This is a genomic window from Rhizobium sophorae (assembly GCF_013087515.1).
GTDB classification, from domain to species: domain Bacteria; phylum Pseudomonadota; class Alphaproteobacteria; order Rhizobiales; family Rhizobiaceae; genus Rhizobium; species Rhizobium sophorae.
In genome coordinates this window covers 422,378-439,475 of record NZ_JABFCN010000048.1, presented here as the reverse complement: position 1 = coordinate 439,475, position 17,098 = coordinate 422,378, and the positions used below count along the sequence as shown (strand labels likewise).

Here is a 17,098-nt window from a genome sequence, read left to right as displayed (position 1 = left end):
TAATCGAGATTACTTGGTGGTGACGTTGACCTGCACCGTCATGCTGTCGAAATCCTTCCCGTCCCCGTCATAGCTGCCGCTCAACGGCACTGCCTGGCGCGGATCGCGGGCAACCGCGACACGAATGAGATCGCGGTTGCCGACGATGCCGTTGGTCGGATCGAACTCGGTCCAGCCGGCGCCTGGAAGATAGATCTGGCACCACGCATGCGTGGAACCGCCGCCGAGCACGGTGGAACCGTCCCGGTCGGGAACATAGACATAGCCTGTGACGAACCGCGCTGCGAGGCCGAGGATGCGTGCCGCCTCCATCATCAGAAGCGCAAAATCCCGGCAGGTGCCGGAGCGAAGCTTCAAGGTCTGCACCGGCGTCTGCGTTCCGTGTTCATGGCGCCGCGCATAGACGAAGCTCTCGCGGATGGCGTAACAGAGCGTCATCAGCAGATGCCCGGTCTCCGTCGGACGCCCCTGGCGCACGAATTGGCGTGCCCAGCGTCCGACCTCGTCGTTCGGGTCGGGATAGTGGCGCTGCATCGCCGGCGTCAGATCCGCGATCTCGTCCTTGTCGTAGGAGAATGGATAGGTCAGGGCTGCGTCGTCGACCTTGAGATCCAGGGCGACCTGCGGCGTATGATCGAGCGTGATCCAGGTTTCGAAACGAAGTTCGGACGCCGGCCTCGAAAAATCGACGAGCGCCACGCAATTGCCGAAAACATCGTGGATCCAGCGCACATGACTTTCCTCAGGATAGATCGTCAACGACGCTTCGAGCAGCCGCTGGTCGAAACTGTCGCGCGGCCGGAACATCAAGCGATGCTCACCGAAATCGACGTCCCTGACGTAACGATAGGACGTGATGTGGCGGACGGAGAAAATCGTCATAAGCCACCGTCGAATCTATTCACTTTGCTGCTCCAAGGTGGCAACGCCGCCTCTCTTCTGCGGAAGCGCCCTGCCGGCTTTCCCGCTCATCCCGATTTCTTGTCATATAAGCACGTTCGAAAGATTGCTATTGTATCTTTATCGATCGACGGTAGGCCCGTCCAACCTAAGAGGATAACATGCATATCATCTGGGACGTTCTGACGCTTCTGCTGACAATCGGCTCGCTCTATGGCGGTCGCGAATACCGGATTATTCGCGCTCGTGCCCGCGCTCAGAATTGGGGCAACTTCTGATTCGATCCGGATATCTCTGATTTGATTGCGAATCATGGCCGCACCGGTCGTTGCCGGTCGCCGTTACGTCGAATGACGTAAAGTCATGCGCTTAAGAAACTGCTTTATTAGTTGAGGCGGAGTCTATCCGTCCATTCTCCCTGTTAATCCTAAGCCCGCCTCACCCCAGGCGGGCTTTTTTATTCCATCGCCTGCATCACTTCTTGGCGCCGGCCGAGAGCACCCGATGTGTCGCATTGTCCATGGCGTGGCTCGCTTCCTGGCCATCCTTCTTCAGTCCGTATGCGGTATTGCCGCAGCCGGAAAGTGTCAGCAGGCAGATGCAGGCGATGGCGATTGCAGCTTTTGGCATCAAGTGTTTTCCTCGGATTGAATGGCAATCAAGGGAAGATGACGCATTCTTCGCCAAAATCAATCCGCCGGCGATGAGCGCGAAACTCGCGACATGGAACTCGGTGACGTCACAGGCGTTTACGGGAGCCATCCAATCGGGGTTAACGACATGGACTACCAGATTGCCTTCGCCGCGACGGTCGCAACAGCGTCCTTCCTCGTCTTTATGCTGATCGTCCACCGAACCTGACTGGCCCTAGGGTGCGCGCGATCACTGGAACCCATCGCCAACGGCGTTCCGCGGCCTAATTATTTGCGATCTGGAGAGATAGCGGCACTAGTCGCCGCCTCGACGATAACGCGTAGATCGGAAGGTCTGAAGCGCGCACAGATCGCAGGTCACCCGCCAACAACACGGAAAAGGTGCAAAATAAAGCTTTCGACATCCGAAAGTATTTTTGCGATCCTCGATGTATTTAATTTTAATTAATTACCAAACTTAACTATCCGTTAACAATATTGTTGCGCTCCGTCCCCTTCCGATTATGCTTTACGCAAAAGGGGAGAGGGACGATGTTTAGCAAAAGTCTGATTATGCCTATCGGCTTCGCGTTGCTCGCCATTGCCGGCCTGCTGTTCCAGATTGTCGCCCACGCGCTACGCTCTCCGGTCACCCTGCTGCAGCTGTGAGTCACATAAGTTGCTGAACCCGCACGCGATCTCAGTAACTGGGAGTGGAACTTCCTTTCATTTCGTGCATTCTGTGACTCGTTTTGCCAGGAGGGAGATAACCATGGAAGATGCAGGCGTGGGTTGGATTGCAGCCATCATTATCGGCGGCGTCGCCGGATGGCTGGCGGAAAAGGCCATGCGCAGCAGCATGAGTCTGCTCATGAACATACTGCTCGGCATCGTCGGCGCCATCGTCGCCAACTGGATCCTGGGTCTGTTGCACATCCAGCCGCTCGCCGGTTGGCTGGGTTATCTGATCACCGGTTTCGTCGGTGCCTGCATCTTGATCGCGATCGGGCGCGTCATCCGCCGCTAAAGGGCGCCGTTGCCGATCGTCGGAAATATTAAAAGCCGGGCGTTCATCACGTCCGGCTTTTCCTTGCCCTGAATTCCGTTCAGCGGCGGCTGAGCAGGCCGAACACGTAGGCAATGCCTGCCGTCACGGCGAGTGCCACGAGCGGTTCTTCGCGCACCTTGTCGCGCAGCCGTTCCGTCATCAGCGAAGCCTCGTCGGTCACCGCCGACTTCGCCCCCTGCCCCAGCGCGACCACGCTTTCCGTCAGTCGGGAGAGATCGTTGCGAAGGGCTGCGACCTGCGCCGACAGATCGTCTGCTGCAATATCAGCCTTGACGCGCGCAGCGGTGGATTCGGCGGAAGCGGTTTTCAATTCTGCCATGGTCTGCTCCTGTTTCATGGGATGCCGCTTCAACGAAATGGCGGCCCGAAAGGTTCCGCCGCAACCGATCTTTTGTTCGCCGCAAAGCCACCGCGGCTGAGTGGACCCCTTGTGCAGCTTTTCGCGCGACAAACCCTTCATTTCCTGTCGGCTTTGTTTTAAGGAACGTCGAATGTCCGCCCGCGCGCGGGTCAATGATACTGCGAGGTTTGCGTTTCTATGTTCCATATCCTGAGAAGAGCTGCTCAGACCTGGGTTGCCAAGCTCCTCCTGCTTCTGCTCGTCGCGTCCTTCGGCGTCTGGGGCGTGTCGCATGAGCTGCTGTCAGGCGGCAACAGCACCACGGTCGTGACCGTCGGCGATCAGCATGTGGACGTCAACGAGTTCCACCTCGCCTATCAGCGCCAGGTGGCAAGCCTCAGCCAGCAGTTCGGCACGCGCCTCACCCCCGAGCAGGCCCGCGCCTTCGGCGTCGAGCAGCAGGTGCTCGCCCAGCTCGTCGCCGGCGCCTCGCTCGACCAGCTCGCCGAAGACATGAACCTCGGTCTTTCCGAAGATCGCCTCGCCCAGCTGATTGCTGACGATCCGGCTTTCAAGGCCGTCAACGGCCGGTTCGACCGCGAGCTCTTCATCTCGCGCCTGCGCAATGCCGGCATCCGCCAGGACGATTACATCAAGGAGCGCAGCAAGGTCGCTGTCCGCAGCCAGGTGGTCGATGCCATCTCCAACGGCTTCACCGCACCGAAGACGCTGGTCGACGCCTTGAAGCTCTATGGCGACGAAAGTCGCAGCGTCGAATACCTGCTGCTCACCAATGCCAATATCGAGCCGATCAAGGCACCTGCCGACGACGTGCTGGCGACGTGGTTCGAAGGTGTCAAACAGCGCTACCGAGCGCCTGAATACCGCAAACTCGTCTATCTCAAGCTGCAGCCTGCCGATATTGCCGATGCCGCGACCGTCACCGACGACCAGGTCCACGAAGCCTTCGACAAGAGCAAGGATACCTATCGCACGCCGGAAAGCCGCACCATCGAACAGCTGACCTTCGCCAGCAAGGATCTCGCCGCTGCCGCCGAAACGGCGCTGAAGAGCGGCACCAGCTTCGATCAGCTGGTCTCCGACCAGGGCAAGACGGCAAGCGACGTGCTTCTCGGTGAGTTCACCAAGGACAAGGTTCCCGACCAGGCCGTTGCCGATGCCGCCTTCGCGGTTTCGCGCGATGGCGGCACGACGCCTGTCGTCGATGGCTCCTTCGGCCCCGTCATCCTGCGCGTCACCAACATCAAGTCGGAAACGGCGAAGAATTTCGACGAGGTGAAGGAGGATATCCGCAAGCAGCTGGCGCTTTCCAACGCCTCTCAGGAAGTGATCAACGTTCATGACCGCATCGAGGACCTGCGCGCTGGCGGTTCGACGCTCGAGGATATTGCCGGCCAGCTGAATCTCAAAGCCGTAACCGTCGATGCCGTCGATATGACCGGCGCCGACAAAGATGGCAAAGAGGTCAAGGATATCCCAGCCAAGCAGCAACTGCTCGGCGAAGCTTTCAAGACCGAGGTCGGCGTCGATGCGCCGCCGCTGCCGATCGGCAATGACGGCTATGTCTGGTTCAACGTCCGCGAAATTACGCCGGACCGCGACCGCCCGGTCGCCGAAGTGCGCGAAAAGGCCGTCGAGGACTGGACGGCGGAGCAGCAGAAGGCCGAGCTCGCCAAGAAGGCCGACGCGTTGAAGGCCGAGGCGCAGGAGGGCACGGCCCTTGCCGATATCGCAATGCCGCTTGGCATTGCCGTCGAAAGCAAGAGCGGCGTCACCCGCGCGACCGACGATGCAGTCCTCGGCCGGGCTGGCGTCACAGCCGCCTTCTCGGGTCCGGTCGATACGGTCGCAAGTGCTGTCGGCGCCGATCCCTCGACGCAGATCCTGCTGAAGGTCACCGAGGTCAACACCCAGCCGACCGGCGACGTGCTGAACAATCGCGATGCCCAGATCACCGCCATGGCCAATGCCGCCGGCGACGATATTCTCGATCAGATGGTCAACCTGCTGCAGACGCAGTATGGCGCTCAGATCAACCAGACGCTCGCTGAACAGGCGACGGTCCGCTAGGAGGTTTTATGACCGATCTGAAGCCGTTCCTGGCCAAGGCCGCAAGCCGCGAGCCGCTGACGCGTGACGAGGCCCGCGCCGCCTTCGACATCCTGATGTCGGGCCAGGCGACGCCCTCGCAGATCGGCGGATTCCTGATGGCGTTGCGCGTGCGCGGCGAAACCGTCGATGAGATCGTCGGCGCCGTCACCGCGATGCGCTCGAAAATGCTGACCGTCGAGGCGCCGGCCGATGCGATCGACATCGTCGGCACCGGCGGCGATGCCAGCGGCACCTACAATATCTCGACGCTGGCAGCGCTGATCGTCGCCGGCGCCGGTGTTCCCGTCGCCAAGCATGGCAACCGGGCGCTGAGTTCGAAATCGGGCGCAGCCGACAATCTGGCCGCACTCGGTGTCAAGCTCGACGTCGGTCCCGAAATCATCTCCCGCTGCATTGCCGAGGCCGGCGTCGGCTTCATGTTCGCGCAGATGCATCATTCCGCCATGCGTCATGTCGGTCCCTCGAGGGTCGAACTCGGCACGCGGACGATCTTCAACCTGCTCGGGCCGCTCTCCAATCCGGCCGGCGTTCGCCGCCAGCTGCTCGGCGTCTTCTCACCGCAATGGCTGGTGCCGCTTGCCGAAGTCATGCGCGATCTCGGCTCCGAATGCGTCTGGGTCGTCCATGGCGACGGGCTCGACGAGATCACCACCACCGGCATCACACAAGTCGCAGCACTCGAAGACGGCAAGATCCGCACCTTCGAGCTCTCGCCCGCCGATTTCGGCGTCAGCCCTTGTGTGCTCGCCGACATCAAGGGCGGTGACGGTGTCGCCAATGCTGCAGCCCTTCGCGAGGTCCTCGGCGGCACCCAGAATGCCTATCGCGATGTCTCGCTCGCCAATGCCGCCGCCTCGCTCGTCATCGCCGGCAAGGTCGAGACGCTCCGCGACGGCATGACGCTGGCCACGCGGTCGCTGGATAGCGGCTCTACTGCGCTCGCTCTCGACAAACTCATCGCCGTTTCCAACGATATCGACTAGGATTGCCCGATGACCGATATCCTGAAGAAGATCGAACTCTACAAGCGCGAGGAGATTGCCGCTGCCAAGGCGGCGGTGTCGCTTGCCGATCTGAAGGCGATGCAAGCTGATCAGTCCGCCCCACGCGGCTTCCACAAGGCGCTCGTTGCCAAGCGTGATGCCGGCCGCTTCGGCCTGATCGCCGAGATCAAGAAGGCAAGCCCCTCGAAGGGTCTCATTCGCCCGGATTTCGATCCGCCGTCGCTGGCGAGCGCCTATGAGGCCGGCGGTGCCGCCTGCCTGTCCGTACTGACCGACAGGCCGAGCTTCCAAGGCGCACCGGAATTTCTGACAGCCGCCCGCGCTGCCTGCACGCTGCCGGCGCTGCGCAAGGATTTCATGTTCGAGACCTACCAGGTGCATGAGGCCCGTGCCTGGGGCGCCGATTGCATCCTGCTGATCATGGCCTCGCTGTCGGACGATGAAGCCGAGCGCCTGCAGGACGAGGCCTTCGCCCTCGGTATGGATGTGCTTGTCGAGGTCCACGACGCCGAGGAGATGGAGCGGGCGCTAAAATTCTCCTCACCGCTCATCGGCATCAACAACCGCAATCTGCGCACTTTCGAAGTCAGCCTCACCGTCAGCGAGACGCTTGCCCCCATGGTGCCGGCAGACCGGCTTCTGGTCGGCGAAAGCGGCGTCTTCACCCATGCCGATTGCAAGCGCCTGCAGGCCGTCGACATCAACACTTTCCTCGTCGGCGAGAGCCTGATGCGCAGGGACGACGTGGCGGCCGCTACCCGCGCTCTGCTCCTTGGCGACGCCGCCATCGCGGCCGAATGATATGAGCGGCCAAAAGCCAGGCCTCACGCATATCGGAGCCTCTGGTGAGGCGCATATGGTCGATGTCTCCGACAAGGCCGAGACGGTACGCATCGCCACTGCCGAGGGCCATGTGAAGATGGCGCCGGAAACGCTTGCTCTCATCCGCCAAGGCGATGCCAAGAAGGGCGATGTGATCGGCACGGCGCGTCTTGCCGGCATCATGGCGGCAAAACGCACCCCCGATCTCATTCCGCTCTGCCATCCGCTGATGCTGACGAAGGTCACGGTCGAGATCGCGGAAGATGCCGCGCTGCCCGGCCTGCGCGTTACGGCGACCGCCAAGCTCACCGGCAAGACCGGTGTGGAGATGGAGGCGCTGACCGCCGTCTCGGTCGCTTGTCTGACGATCTACGACATGGCCAAGGCGGCCGATAAGGCAATGGAGATCGCCGGCATCAGACTTCTTGAAAAGTCCGGCGGAAAATCCGGCGATTTCCGTCATCCGGAGGCGAGATGAACCTTCTCCCGGTCGCCGAGGCCTTGAACCGCTTACTGTCTCGCGCCAAGCCCATTGCTGCATCCGAGACGCTGCCGCTTTCCGAGGCTGAGGGCCGTATCCTGGCCGTCGATCTGACGGCCGGCCTGACCCAGCCGCCCTTCAATGCCTCCGCCATGGATGGCTATGCGCTACGCCGCGAAGACGCGCCGGAGCCGGGCGCCGTGCTGAAGGTCATCGGCATGTCTTCCGCCGGCCACGGCTTCGAGGGAAGCGTCGGCCAGGGAGAGGCTGTTCGCATCTTCACCGGCGCGCCTGTTCCGCCAGGCGCCGACAGCGTCCTGCTGCAGGAGGATGCGGAGAAGATCGAGGGCGGCATCAGAATCAATTTCCCTGTCCGGCAGGGGCAGCATGTTCGGCCGCGCGGCCAGGATTTCGCCGAAGGCGAAGCCGTGCTGTCGGCCGGCACCGTGCTCGATTTTTCGCGACTGACGGTTGCTGCCGGCATGAACCGGCCTGATGTCGAGGTGCTGCGTCGCCCGCTGATCGCCATCCTCGCAACCGGCGACGAACTGCTGCCGCCCGGAAGCACGCCCGGCCCTTCGCAGATCATCGCATCCAATACGTTTGGCATTGCAGCCCTTGCCCGCAAAGCCGGCGCCGATGTGCTCGATCTCGGCATCGTGCCTGACGACAAGGCCAAGATCAGCGCGGCGATCGACACGGCGCGGGACGCCAAGGTCGATGTGATCGTCACGCTCGGCGGCGCTTCGGTCGGCGACCATGATCTGGTGCAGGCCACGCTGATCGAGGCCGGTATGCAGCTCGATTTCTGGCGCATCGCCATGCGCCCCGGCAAACCGCTGATGGTCGGCAGCTTCGGCGAGACGCATGTGCTCGGCCTGCCCGGCAATCCGGTCTCTAGCCTCGTCTGCTCTCTGCTCTTCCTGGAACCGCTGATCCGCAAGCTCGCCTCCCTACCGCCAGTGCAGCGCGAGGCAACGGTGGAGGCAGCCGTCACACTGCGCGCCAACGACCACCGGCAGGACTATATCAGGGCGAAACTTTCGAAATCCGCCGCCGGCCACTGGCTCGCCGAACCTTTCGGCAAGCAGGATTCCTCGATGATGAAGGTCTTCGCCGCAGCCGATTGCCTTGTCATCCGCCCGCCACATGCGCCGGAATTGCCGGCCGGAGCGCCCTGCCCGGTCATGTTGTTGCGGCCTGACCTTCTGGCATAATCTTGCCTTCAGCTTTGCCGGAGAGCGCAAAAACGCCCGCCGGCACTGCCCCGCCGCCAGTGCCTCCGCCGAAATCCGCAACCGCATGGGTGGCGATTCGCCTGAGTTCGCCCTGCGGCAGGTGGGCCCGTTCGGGATCGCCGATCAGCACCTCGATATCGCTCGCCTGGCAACGCCGGAGGAAGGCCATTACCCGCAAGGCGAGCGCTGGATCGTAGAACAGGTCGCCGACGACGAGAAGGTCTGCATCCGGCGGCGGATCCTCGATGATATCGGCGGCCCGGGCTACGATATCCACGCCGTTGATCGCCGCGTTGAGGCCGATCGCGGCAATGGCATTGGCATCGATGTCGACCGCCGTAACCGTGCGTGCTCCAGCCTTTGCTGCCGCGATAGCGACGAGTCCTGAGCCGGCGCCGAGATCGAGGACACGGCGGCCCGCGACCGTTTCCGGCTGGTCGAGCAGATGGCGGGCAAGCACGGCGCCGCCGGCCCAGGGATAAGCCCAGTAAGGCGGCGGATCGGCCTCTCTGCTACTGGCAAGCCGCCAGAGCCCGCTCGCAGGCCCTGCCGTATGAAGGCAAATCTCGGGGATCGAGGGAACGGGGGATATAGGCAGGTTGGCACGGATGAAGGCGGCCGGATCGAGTTGCGACATGCCCGGGCGTTTCATCGTCGTCTGCTCCTGCCGAGGCTGTAAGGGCATCATCGTTTTTAATAGCAAGAGCAGGTCGCCGTTGTGGAATTCCCCGCCATTTATGCACGCGACGATTGAGGTGAAATAATCAAGCCGAGCCAGGCTTTTCGCAAGGAACTGAACCGCTATTCGTGATGAGGCGTGCCATATGCCATTCAAGAACGCAACACAGGTCGTTGAAGCGAGACCGTCTTGGGAGCCTCGGCGCGTGCGAGATCTGCGAGAAACTATTCCATCAGCGGGGAATCACCAAGCCGACGATAGGCGAACTTCCGTCCTGCAACCGATGTCTGAGGGAAGCTTAAGCTTCACTGATTGCACGCTGCGGCAGGCATCAAGAGGGTTGAGTCCTGCTGGTGCAAAGCAAGGCAGACAACCTTCGTCGACGATCGTTGGCTGTCGGGCATTTATGAATCTCATTTCTAACATCATGCAGATAGTACCGCCTAATGCTCCATGCTGAGGCGAGGTAACGTCCACAACCAACCGCCGTCTCCAGTGCGATGCCATGTCCGGAGAAGATGAGGCGTGTCTTGGGTCTAAGGTCTTTAGCGCGGCCTGCCAGCAACGGTGCTGGCGCGCGCTACTCCGCCGTCCTTTCAGGGGGCTTCGACAGCCTGCATTCGGGAAGTACACGCATGACAAAAATTTTGGCTTCTGTTGTGATCTCCACCTTCATCCTTGTGTCGGCGACGGCTCCTGCGGCAGCGGAGGGAGATGTCGCCTTGGGGCAAAAAGCGTTTCAGCGCTGTTCCGCCTGTCATTCGACCACGGATCAGAAGAAGGCTGGGCCGGGGCTCGGCGGCGTTGTCGGGCGCGCGGCCGGCGCTGCGGAGGGCGTCCGCTATTCGACGGCCATGAAGGCGTCGGGATTAGTATGGGACGAGGCGACGTTGGACCGATTTCTAGCAGCGCCTCGCGAAGTTGTACCAACCACCACAATGACCGTGGGCGTACCCAAGCCTGAGGATCGGCTAAAAATCATCGCTTACCTGAAGTCCCTGTCGAAGTAGCTGCGAACCTCTTGGCTGAGCAAGCCGGCGATCGATAGGCACCCAACGTGGCTGATCATCGCTGACCGGTCTTGGGTTGACGTGTCTGCTCGTGCTTTTGTCTCGCATTCAGAAGCCGCCTTTCTAACGTCGTGCAGGTTGGCCCAACTAATTTGGCGCCGCCGGACGAGCTAACGTTGCCGCGGAGAGCAGGCTCTTGGTCGAAGGCGTCTCATCATCCTGGAGGTAGCTGGCGGCACTCCTGTCGCCGTCGCTCTCCTCAGAGATCGACGGTTCTAACCGTTAGCTGAACGACAACGAGCACATCCATTATGAAACATCGGAGAACCGACCAGTCATGATCACACTGAATATCAACGGTAATCAGCACGAGGTCGACGCCGACCCGGAGACACCCATCCTTTGGGTCCTGCGCGACACGCTCGGCATGACCGGGACCAAGTTCGGCTGCGGCGCCGCGCTTTGCGGCGCGTGCACGATACATCTGGATGGTGAGGCTGTCCGGTCCTGCAGCACCCCTCTCTCCGCTGCCGAGGGCCTGAATATCACCACCATAGAAAAAGCGACCGACGGCAGCGACCGCGTCGGCGCCGCTGTGCGCGCAGCTTGGGTCAAGCACGATGTAGCGCAGTGCGGTTATTGTCAGAGCGGTCAGATCATGAGCGCCACGGCGTTCCTGGCATCCCTGCCCTCCGGTTCGCAGCCGACTGCCTCGGAGATCGATTCGGCAATGGAAGGCAATATTTGTCGTTGCGGAACCTATGTCCGCATCCGCGCCGCCATAGCCGATGCTGCCAGCAATCTCGTCTGAAGGAGACGCCATATGTTGCCGAACATGGATTATAGCGAATTACCGCGTGCGCTGCAGCACATGCTGGAACGGGGTCGTTCAACGGCGGTTCAGGCGTTGCCACGCCGCAGCTTTCTAAAGCTGACGGGGACCCTCGGTTTGGCTGTCGGCATTTTCCCCCATCTGGCCGCCGCCCAGTCCACCGACGCGGGTGAGGTGCCCACCGCTCTGAAGCCGACCGAGCAGCCTTCTGCATTTGTTCAAATTGCGCCAAATGGCGAAGTTATGGTCACAATCAACCGGCTCGAGTTCGGTCAAGGCGTCCAAACAGCATTGCCGATGATCCTGGCAGAAGAACTAGACGCGGACTGGAATTCAGTACGCAGCCAGCTCGGCACCAATGACATGGCCTATGTTGATCCGCTCTTCGGCATGCACCTTACCGGCGGTTCGAACACCATCAAGAACAGCTTTACGCAGTATCGCGAGTTGGGTGCCCGCGTCCGCGCCATGCTACTCGCAGCCGCGGCGGACCGCTGGAACGTGGATGTTTCCGCGCTGCGAACCGAGGCAGGTGTGGTTCTGGCTCCCGATGGCCGCAAGCTCGGTTATGGAGAACTTTCCGAAGCGGCCATGGCCCTGCCCGTCCCTCAGAAAATAGCGTTGAAGGACCCGAAGGATTTCCGCATCATCGGCCAGCCCACCCAGCGTCTGGACGCACAAGCCAAGAGTAGTGGCCAACAGAGTTTTGGCATCGACTTCAAGCTGCCGGGACAATTGACGGCCGTGGTGGCTCGCCCTCCGGTCTTCGGAGCTAAGATAGCATCGCTGGACGATAGCGCAGCACGTTCAGTAAAGGGTGTGAAAGCTGTTTTGCGGGTGCCGCTGGATCGCGGTGCAGAGGGTGTGGCCGTGGTGGCCGACGGGTATTGGCAGGCATCTCAGGGCCGCAACGCCCTTAAGGTGGAGTGGGACACATCGGCTGTCGAAAAGGTCGATAGTGAAAAGCAGCTTGCCCAGTTTCGCGAGATCGCCGATCGCCCCGGACCGCGCCAGTTCGATGCCGACATGGCGCCATTGGAAACCGCACCCTTGAGTCTGGAAGCCGAATTCGTGTTTCCGTATCTCGCCCACGCGGCGATGGAACCCCTGAACTGCACCGTTCGGCTTTCCGACGATCGTGCCGAGATCTGGATGGGGAGCCAAAGTGCAGGGCTCGACGCCGGCGTTGCAGCAAACGTGCTCGGCCTCAAGCCGGAACAGGTCGTGGTGAACGTGCAGACATCGGGTGGTGGCTTCGGCCGGCGCTTTTCCAGCAGCAGCGACACGGCAATGGAGGCGTGCCAGATAGCCAAAGCCGCCAGGGCGGCGGGGCTGAACGCACCGGTGCGAACGCTCTGGAGCCGTGAGGACGATATGAGGGGCGGCTACTATCGTCCAACGCATCTTCACCGCGCCCGCATCGGCTTCGACAAAGAGGGCAATGTGCTGGCCTGGGACCACACCATCGTCGGCCAGTCCATACTGACGGGAACCGTGTTCGAGAAGTTCCAGGTGAAGGACGGCATCGATGCCGCCACAACCGAGGGGATGCGGAGCCCCTATCCGCTTCCTATGCGCCTGACAGTACATCATCCTGTTGCCAACGTGCCGGTTCTGTGGTGGCGCAGCGTTGGCTCCACACATACGGCTTTCGTGATGGAGACCTTGCTTGACGATATAGCGAGAGCCACCGACCAGGATCCGGTCGCATATCGCATGAAGATGTTTGGCGATGAGCATCCTCGTCATCGCGATGCACTGCAACTCGCCGTAGACAAGAGCGGTTACGGCAGTAGGGCATTGGCAGAAGGCCGGGCCTGGGGTGTGGCCGTGCACGAATCCTTTTCATCCGTGGTGGCCTACGTGGTGGAAGCCTCCGTCGTCGACGGGCAGCCCAAGCTGCATCAGGTTACGGCGGGGGTGCACTGCAATTTGGCCGTCAACCCTCGGACTGTGGAAGCGCAGGTCCAGGGCGCGGCGATCATGGGCTTGTCGACATGCCTTGCCGGCGCGGAAATCACGCTCAAGGACGGTATTGTGGAGCAAGGCAACTTCAGCGAATTCACGGTGGCAAGGATCACGGATGTGCCAGAGTTCGACGTCAACATCGTACCGAGCGCGGATGCACCGACAGGCATGGGCGAACCCGGCTTGCCGCCTTTGGCGCCGGCATTTGCCAATGCCATCTCGCGTCTGACAGGCAAGCCAGTCAGGCAGATGCCTTTCAACCTCGCTTAGAACCTGGCTCGAACGAGAGCCTGCCCCGGTCCTGTGTGCCGCTGAATGCAGCGGGCCGCACAGGGCCGCGCTATTCCTGTCGCGTGATGCGACCATCTTCCGGACAGGCCTGGCAGGGGCGTCAGCCTTTGAAACGAAGCGCCTCGACGAGGAGCGCAAACGCAGCCGTATGCTGACGTCGGCTTGGGTAATACAGGTGATAGCCAGGGAACGACTGACACCAATCGTCGAGGACTCGGATCAGTCGCCCGTCTGCAATGTATTGTGAAACCTGACTTTCGAAGGTGTAGGCAAGCCCGAGCCCATCCAAAGCAGCGGCTTCCAGCATCAAACTATCGTTGATGATGAGCGGCCCGTTCATTCTGACCACAAGCTCCTCGCCGTCGCGCTCGAACTCCCAGGCGTACAATCCACCTCCTGTGGTTTGCCGGTAGCTAATACCCCGGTGGTCGCCGAGATCGCGGGGCGTCATTGGGATTGTGCGGTTCTGGAAGTAGGACGGCGATCCGACGACTGCCATGCGAAGGTCAGGGCCGATCCTGACGGCAACCATGTCTTTTTGAACCTGTTCTCCAATGCGAATACCGGCGTCGAACCGGCCGGCCACGATATCCGTCAGGCCCTCGTCAAGAATGACCTCCATTTCAATATCCGGGTATTCCGCCAAGAATGTTGTCATGACAGGCCAAAGCACGCTCATGGCGGCATATCGGAACGTCGTGATACGGATAGTGCCCGCCGGCTTGTCACGAAGTGAGGTGACGGCTGCGATCTCGCTTTCGATGTGTTCGAAGGCAGGGCGGAGGTTCCGAAGCATACGCTCTCCGGCATCGGTCAGCGACAAGCTTCGTGTAGTGCGTGAGATTAGCCGCACCCCCAGCCTCTGCTCCAGCATCCTGACTGAGTAACTGACGGCAGACTGGGAAAGTCCCAGCTTGGCGGAGGCGCGCGTAAAACTTCCAGCCTCGGCGACGGCGATGAAGGCTGCAAGTTCGCTGAAGTCACCGTGTCTCATTTATCAGCCTCATTTCTAACTTCATGCAGATTATAGCGGCTAATCATCGTTTGTCTTCATCGCTATCTGTCACTTCACAAACCGTTGACCGGCAAGCAAGAGAGACAATTGCTCATGGAAACTACGTCCAAAATTTTTGAACCGTTCGCATTCGCCAAGGGGCTCACGCTTCGCAACCGGGTCGTCATGGCACCAATGACGACATGGTCGGCGAATGACGATGGAACTGTCTCGGATGAGGAAGTTTCGTATTATCGACGTAGGGTAAACGGCGTTGGCCTCGTTGTGACGGGCTGCACGCACGTCACGCCCAATGGCATCGGCTTCACGGGCGAATTCGCTTCTTATGACGACAGCTTCATGCCAAGTCTGCGGCGGCTCGCGGAATCCGCTAAGAGCGGCGGCGCACCCGCGATTCTTCAGATTTTTCACGCTGGGAACAAGGCCGTGCCGGAGCTGGCCCCGAAGAAGGACGTGGTCAGCGCCAGTGCGCTCGAAGTTCCCGCCGGCCCGTTCAATCCAGGTGGGGTCACTACACGTGCTCTGAGCCATGACGAAATCCTCGATGTGATTTCGGCGTTCGGGCGTGCGACGCGCCGTGCCATCGAAGCGGGCTTCGACGGTGTCGAACTCCATGGTGCCCATGGCTTCCTGATCCAGAACTTCTTCTCGCCTGTCTATAACCAGCGCAACGACGAATGGGGAGGCGCGCTGGAAAACCGGATGCGGTTCCCGCTTGCAGTGGTCCTCGAAGTGAAGCGGGTAATAGACACATACGCGACGCGACCCTTCCTTTTGGGATACCGGATTTCCCCGGAGGAACCAGAATCCGGCGGGCTTCGGATCGAGGACACCTACGGGCTTATCGACCGTCTCATCGATTGCGGCGTGGACTACATCCATGCATCGCTGTCGAGCGTACTCGATGCCAAGCCGGTTGAAGCTAGCGATGATCGCATGATCGCTGAGTTGATCGCCGCCAGAGTTGCAGGGCGCGTGCCAGTCCTTGCCGCTGGCCAGGTCAGAACGCCTCAACAAGCGGAGCGTGCCCTCGATCTGGGCCTTTCGCTTGTGGCTGTCGGCCAAGGGCTGGTGATCAACCCGGACTGGGTCGAACTGTCAAAGAGCGGAAACGGCGATCTGATCGAGACGGAGATCAGAACCACGACGGTCCCAAAAATCGCACTTCCCACCAAGCTCTGGGGCGTCATTGAGGCAGCCGGCGGCTGGTTCAAGATCAACGATGATCATGCGGCGCACGGGCGGAAGGCCAACGCATAAAGTGTCGGTACACAACTCGCCATCAAGGAGAATTCTATGAGTAAAGTCTGGATGATCACAGGCGCCGGGCGCGGCATGGGGTTCGATTTCGCCAAGGCGGTTCTGGCGTCCGGCGACAAGCTCATCGCCACCGGCCGAAATCGTGAGCGCGTTGCCGCGGCCATCGGTCAATCGGAAAACCTGCTGGTCGTCACGCTGGACGTGACAAAGTCTGCCGATGCGGACTCCGCTGTCAAAGCGGCGCTTGAACGTTTTGGTCGCATCGACGTGCTGGTCAATAATGCCGCGAACTTTTACGCAGGCTATTTTGAGGAATTGACCTCAGCCCAGATGGATCTGCAGTTGGCCAGTAATCTCCTCGGCCCCATGAGTGTCACCCGCGCCGTCCTGCCGGTGATGCGCCGGCAGGGGTCCGGCAAGATCATCTCGATCTCATCGACGGCCAGCTTGCTGGGCTTTGAGTTTTGCAGCGCTTACTCTGCCGCGAAGTTTGCCCTCGATGGCTGGATGGAATCGCTGCAGCCCGAAGTGGCGCCGTTCGGCATCGAAACGATGATCGTCAATCCGGGCTTCTTCCGCACGGAATTGCTGACTGACGAATCAACCCAATATGCTCCGTCATCTGTCAGCGACTACGACGAAAGACGCGCCCAACACCTGGCATTCTGGAAATCCGCCAACGGCCAGCAGAGCGGCGATCCCGCAAAACTCGCCCAAGCGCTGATCACCCTGGTCAACCAACCGGAGCTACCCCGCCGGTTCATCGCCGGAGCCGATGCTGTTGGCATGGTGGAACAGAAAATCGCGCTGTTGCAGCAACAGATCGATGCCTACCGCGACCTTTCAAGTTCGCTTGCCTTTGACGTGAAATCGCAAGCCTGAATCGACGCTTTGCTGAAGCTCAGTAATTCTTCATGGCAAGATGCGGCATGCCACCGTCAAGAAATTCCGCGCCATAGGCGACGAAGCCGAAACGCTCGTAGAGCGGCAGCTTGTCCGCCTGTGCTGTGAGATAGAAGCGGTTGTCGCGGGCAGCGCGATGCAGGTCTATCGCTCGCTCGATCATTGCGGCTGCAATGCCTTGGCCGCGCCATTGGCCGGCAACAGCAACCCGGCCGATCTTCACATGTTCCTCGGCATAAATCACCCGCAGGGTGCCGGAGACCTCGCCCGCCGTGACGGCGACGAGATGATGGGCGCTGAGATCGTCGGCATCGAATTCCTCGGCTTCGGGAACCTTCTGCTCATGCACGAAAATAGCGCGCCGCAGCCGGAAGGCCTCATTGCAGAGCGTACTGAAAACCGGAACGCTGAGGATTGCCGTTTCCACCATCATCCTTGCCTCGCTGAGGGATACGGCCCAAAGCCCTCCGCCAGGACCGGCGAAGGGTTACTGCATAATTCCTTAAATGGGAATCGATTTA

Annotated in this window: 18 protein-coding genes; 12 read left to right on the top strand and 6 right to left on the bottom strand. The window is 60.8% G+C overall.

Annotated features, from left to right (window positions below):
* Positions 1 to 9 precede the first annotated feature (9 nt).
* Positions 10 to 882, bottom strand: coding sequence for a transglutaminase family protein (locus tag G9X64_RS27870; RefSeq protein WP_168311313.1), 873 nt, complete (start codon positions 880 to 882; stop codon positions 10 to 12).
* A 492-nt stretch (positions 883 to 1,374) separates the two neighbouring features.
* Complete coding sequence (locus G9X64_RS27865) at positions 1,375 to 1,530, bottom strand: hypothetical protein (RefSeq protein ID WP_018445292.1); 156 nt, start codon at positions 1,528 to 1,530, stop codon at positions 1,375 to 1,377.
* A gap of 93 nt (positions 1,531 to 1,623) precedes the next feature.
* Here G9X64_RS27865 and G9X64_RS27860 point away from each other — a divergent pair, with 93 nt between their 5' ends.
* On the top strand, positions 1,624 to 1,761 hold the full coding sequence (locus G9X64_RS27860) for a hypothetical protein (RefSeq protein ID WP_168311314.1): 138 nt from the start codon (positions 1,624 to 1,626) through the stop codon (positions 1,759 to 1,761).
* A gap of 543 nt (positions 1,762 to 2,304) precedes the next feature.
* Complete coding sequence (locus G9X64_RS27855) at positions 2,305 to 2,559, top strand: GlsB/YeaQ/YmgE family stress response membrane protein (protein ID WP_168311315.1); 255 nt, start codon at positions 2,305 to 2,307, stop codon at positions 2,557 to 2,559.
* A gap of 79 nt (positions 2,560 to 2,638) precedes the next feature.
* Here G9X64_RS27855 and G9X64_RS27850 read toward each other — a convergent pair whose 3' ends face one another.
* A complete protein-coding gene (locus G9X64_RS27850) occupies positions 2,639 to 2,920 on the bottom strand; it encodes a hypothetical protein (RefSeq protein ID WP_025394620.1) in 282 nt (93 codons plus the stop codon).
* 219 nt (positions 2,921 to 3,139) lie between these two features.
* Here G9X64_RS27850 and G9X64_RS27845 point away from each other — a divergent pair, with 219 nt between their 5' ends.
* Genes G9X64_RS27845 through G9X64_RS27825 form a run of 5 tightly spaced genes read left to right on the top strand, consistent with a single transcriptional unit; the run spans position 3,140 to position 8,598 of the window.
* Positions 3,140 to 5,032, top strand: coding sequence for a peptidylprolyl isomerase (locus G9X64_RS27845; protein WP_171377785.1), 1,893 nt, complete (start codon positions 3,140 to 3,142; stop codon positions 5,030 to 5,032).
* Between the two features lie 8 nt (positions 5,033 to 5,040).
* Positions 5,041 to 6,057, top strand: coding sequence for an anthranilate phosphoribosyltransferase (gene trpD / locus G9X64_RS27840; RefSeq protein WP_171377784.1), 1,017 nt, complete (start codon positions 5,041 to 5,043; stop codon positions 6,055 to 6,057).
* 9 nt (positions 6,058 to 6,066) lie between these two features.
* Positions 6,067 to 6,879, top strand: a complete 813-nt coding sequence (gene trpC, locus G9X64_RS27835; RefSeq protein WP_171377783.1) for an indole-3-glycerol phosphate synthase TrpC — start codon at positions 6,067 to 6,069, stop codon at positions 6,877 to 6,879.
* Between the two features lies 1 nt (position 6,880).
* Positions 6,881 to 7,378, top strand: coding sequence for a cyclic pyranopterin monophosphate synthase MoaC (gene moaC, locus G9X64_RS27830; RefSeq protein WP_171377782.1), 498 nt, complete (start codon positions 6,881 to 6,883; stop codon positions 7,376 to 7,378).
* On the top strand, positions 7,375 to 8,598 hold the full coding sequence (locus tag G9X64_RS27825) for a molybdopterin molybdotransferase MoeA (RefSeq protein ID WP_171377781.1): 1,224 nt from the start codon (positions 7,375 to 7,377) through the stop codon (positions 8,596 to 8,598). Before moaC ends, G9X64_RS27825 begins: the two co-directional genes overlap by 4 nt.
* Here the strand turns inward: G9X64_RS27825 and G9X64_RS27820 are convergent.
* Entirely contained in the window at positions 8,567 to 9,271 is a 705-nt protein-coding gene (locus tag G9X64_RS27820) for a class I SAM-dependent methyltransferase (RefSeq protein ID WP_171377780.1), read from the bottom strand. The genes G9X64_RS27825 and G9X64_RS27820 overlap by 32 nt on opposite strands.
* Positions 9,272 to 9,933: 662 nt before the next feature.
* Between G9X64_RS27820 and G9X64_RS27815 the strand changes: the two genes are divergently transcribed.
* The 3 genes from G9X64_RS27815 (at position 9,934) to G9X64_RS27805 (ending at position 13,378) form a co-directional block, all read left to right on the top strand.
* Positions 9,934 to 10,308 carry a c-type cytochrome gene (locus G9X64_RS27815; RefSeq protein WP_171377779.1) on the top strand — a complete coding sequence of 125 codons (375 nt, stop codon included), beginning with the start codon at positions 9,934 to 9,936 and terminating at the stop codon, positions 10,306 to 10,308.
* A 337-nt stretch (positions 10,309 to 10,645) separates the two neighbouring features.
* Entirely contained in the window at positions 10,646 to 11,119 is a 474-nt protein-coding gene (locus G9X64_RS27810; protein ID WP_168316976.1) for a (2Fe-2S)-binding protein, read from the top strand.
* 12 nt (positions 11,120 to 11,131) lie between these two features.
* On the top strand, positions 11,132 to 13,378 hold the full coding sequence (locus G9X64_RS27805) for a xanthine dehydrogenase family protein molybdopterin-binding subunit (RefSeq protein ID WP_171377778.1): 2,247 nt from the start codon (positions 11,132 to 11,134) through the stop codon (positions 13,376 to 13,378).
* A 121-nt stretch (positions 13,379 to 13,499) separates the two neighbouring features.
* On the opposite strand, the gene G9X64_RS27800 is transcribed toward G9X64_RS27805, so the two are convergent.
* Complete coding sequence (locus G9X64_RS27800; protein WP_168316978.1) at positions 13,500 to 14,393, bottom strand: LysR family transcriptional regulator; 894 nt, start codon at positions 14,391 to 14,393, stop codon at positions 13,500 to 13,502.
* A 108-nt stretch (positions 14,394 to 14,501) separates the two neighbouring features.
* Here G9X64_RS27800 and G9X64_RS27795 point away from each other — a divergent pair, with 108 nt between their 5' ends.
* Positions 14,502 to 15,674: an NADH-dependent flavin oxidoreductase gene (locus G9X64_RS27795; RefSeq protein ID WP_168311325.1), complete on the top strand. Its 1,173-nt coding sequence runs from the start codon at positions 14,502 to 14,504 to the stop codon at positions 15,672 to 15,674.
* A gap of 36 nt (positions 15,675 to 15,710) precedes the next feature.
* Entirely contained in the window at positions 15,711 to 16,556 is an 846-nt protein-coding gene (locus tag G9X64_RS27790) for an SDR family oxidoreductase (RefSeq protein WP_171377777.1), read from the top strand.
* 19 nt (positions 16,557 to 16,575) lie between these two features.
* Here the strand turns inward: G9X64_RS27790 and G9X64_RS27785 are convergent, their stop codons facing one another.
* On the bottom strand, positions 16,576 to 17,010 hold the full coding sequence (locus tag G9X64_RS27785) for a GNAT family N-acetyltransferase (RefSeq protein WP_168311327.1): 435 nt from the start codon (positions 17,008 to 17,010) through the stop codon (positions 16,576 to 16,578).
* Positions 17,011 to 17,098: the final 88 nt, after the last annotated feature.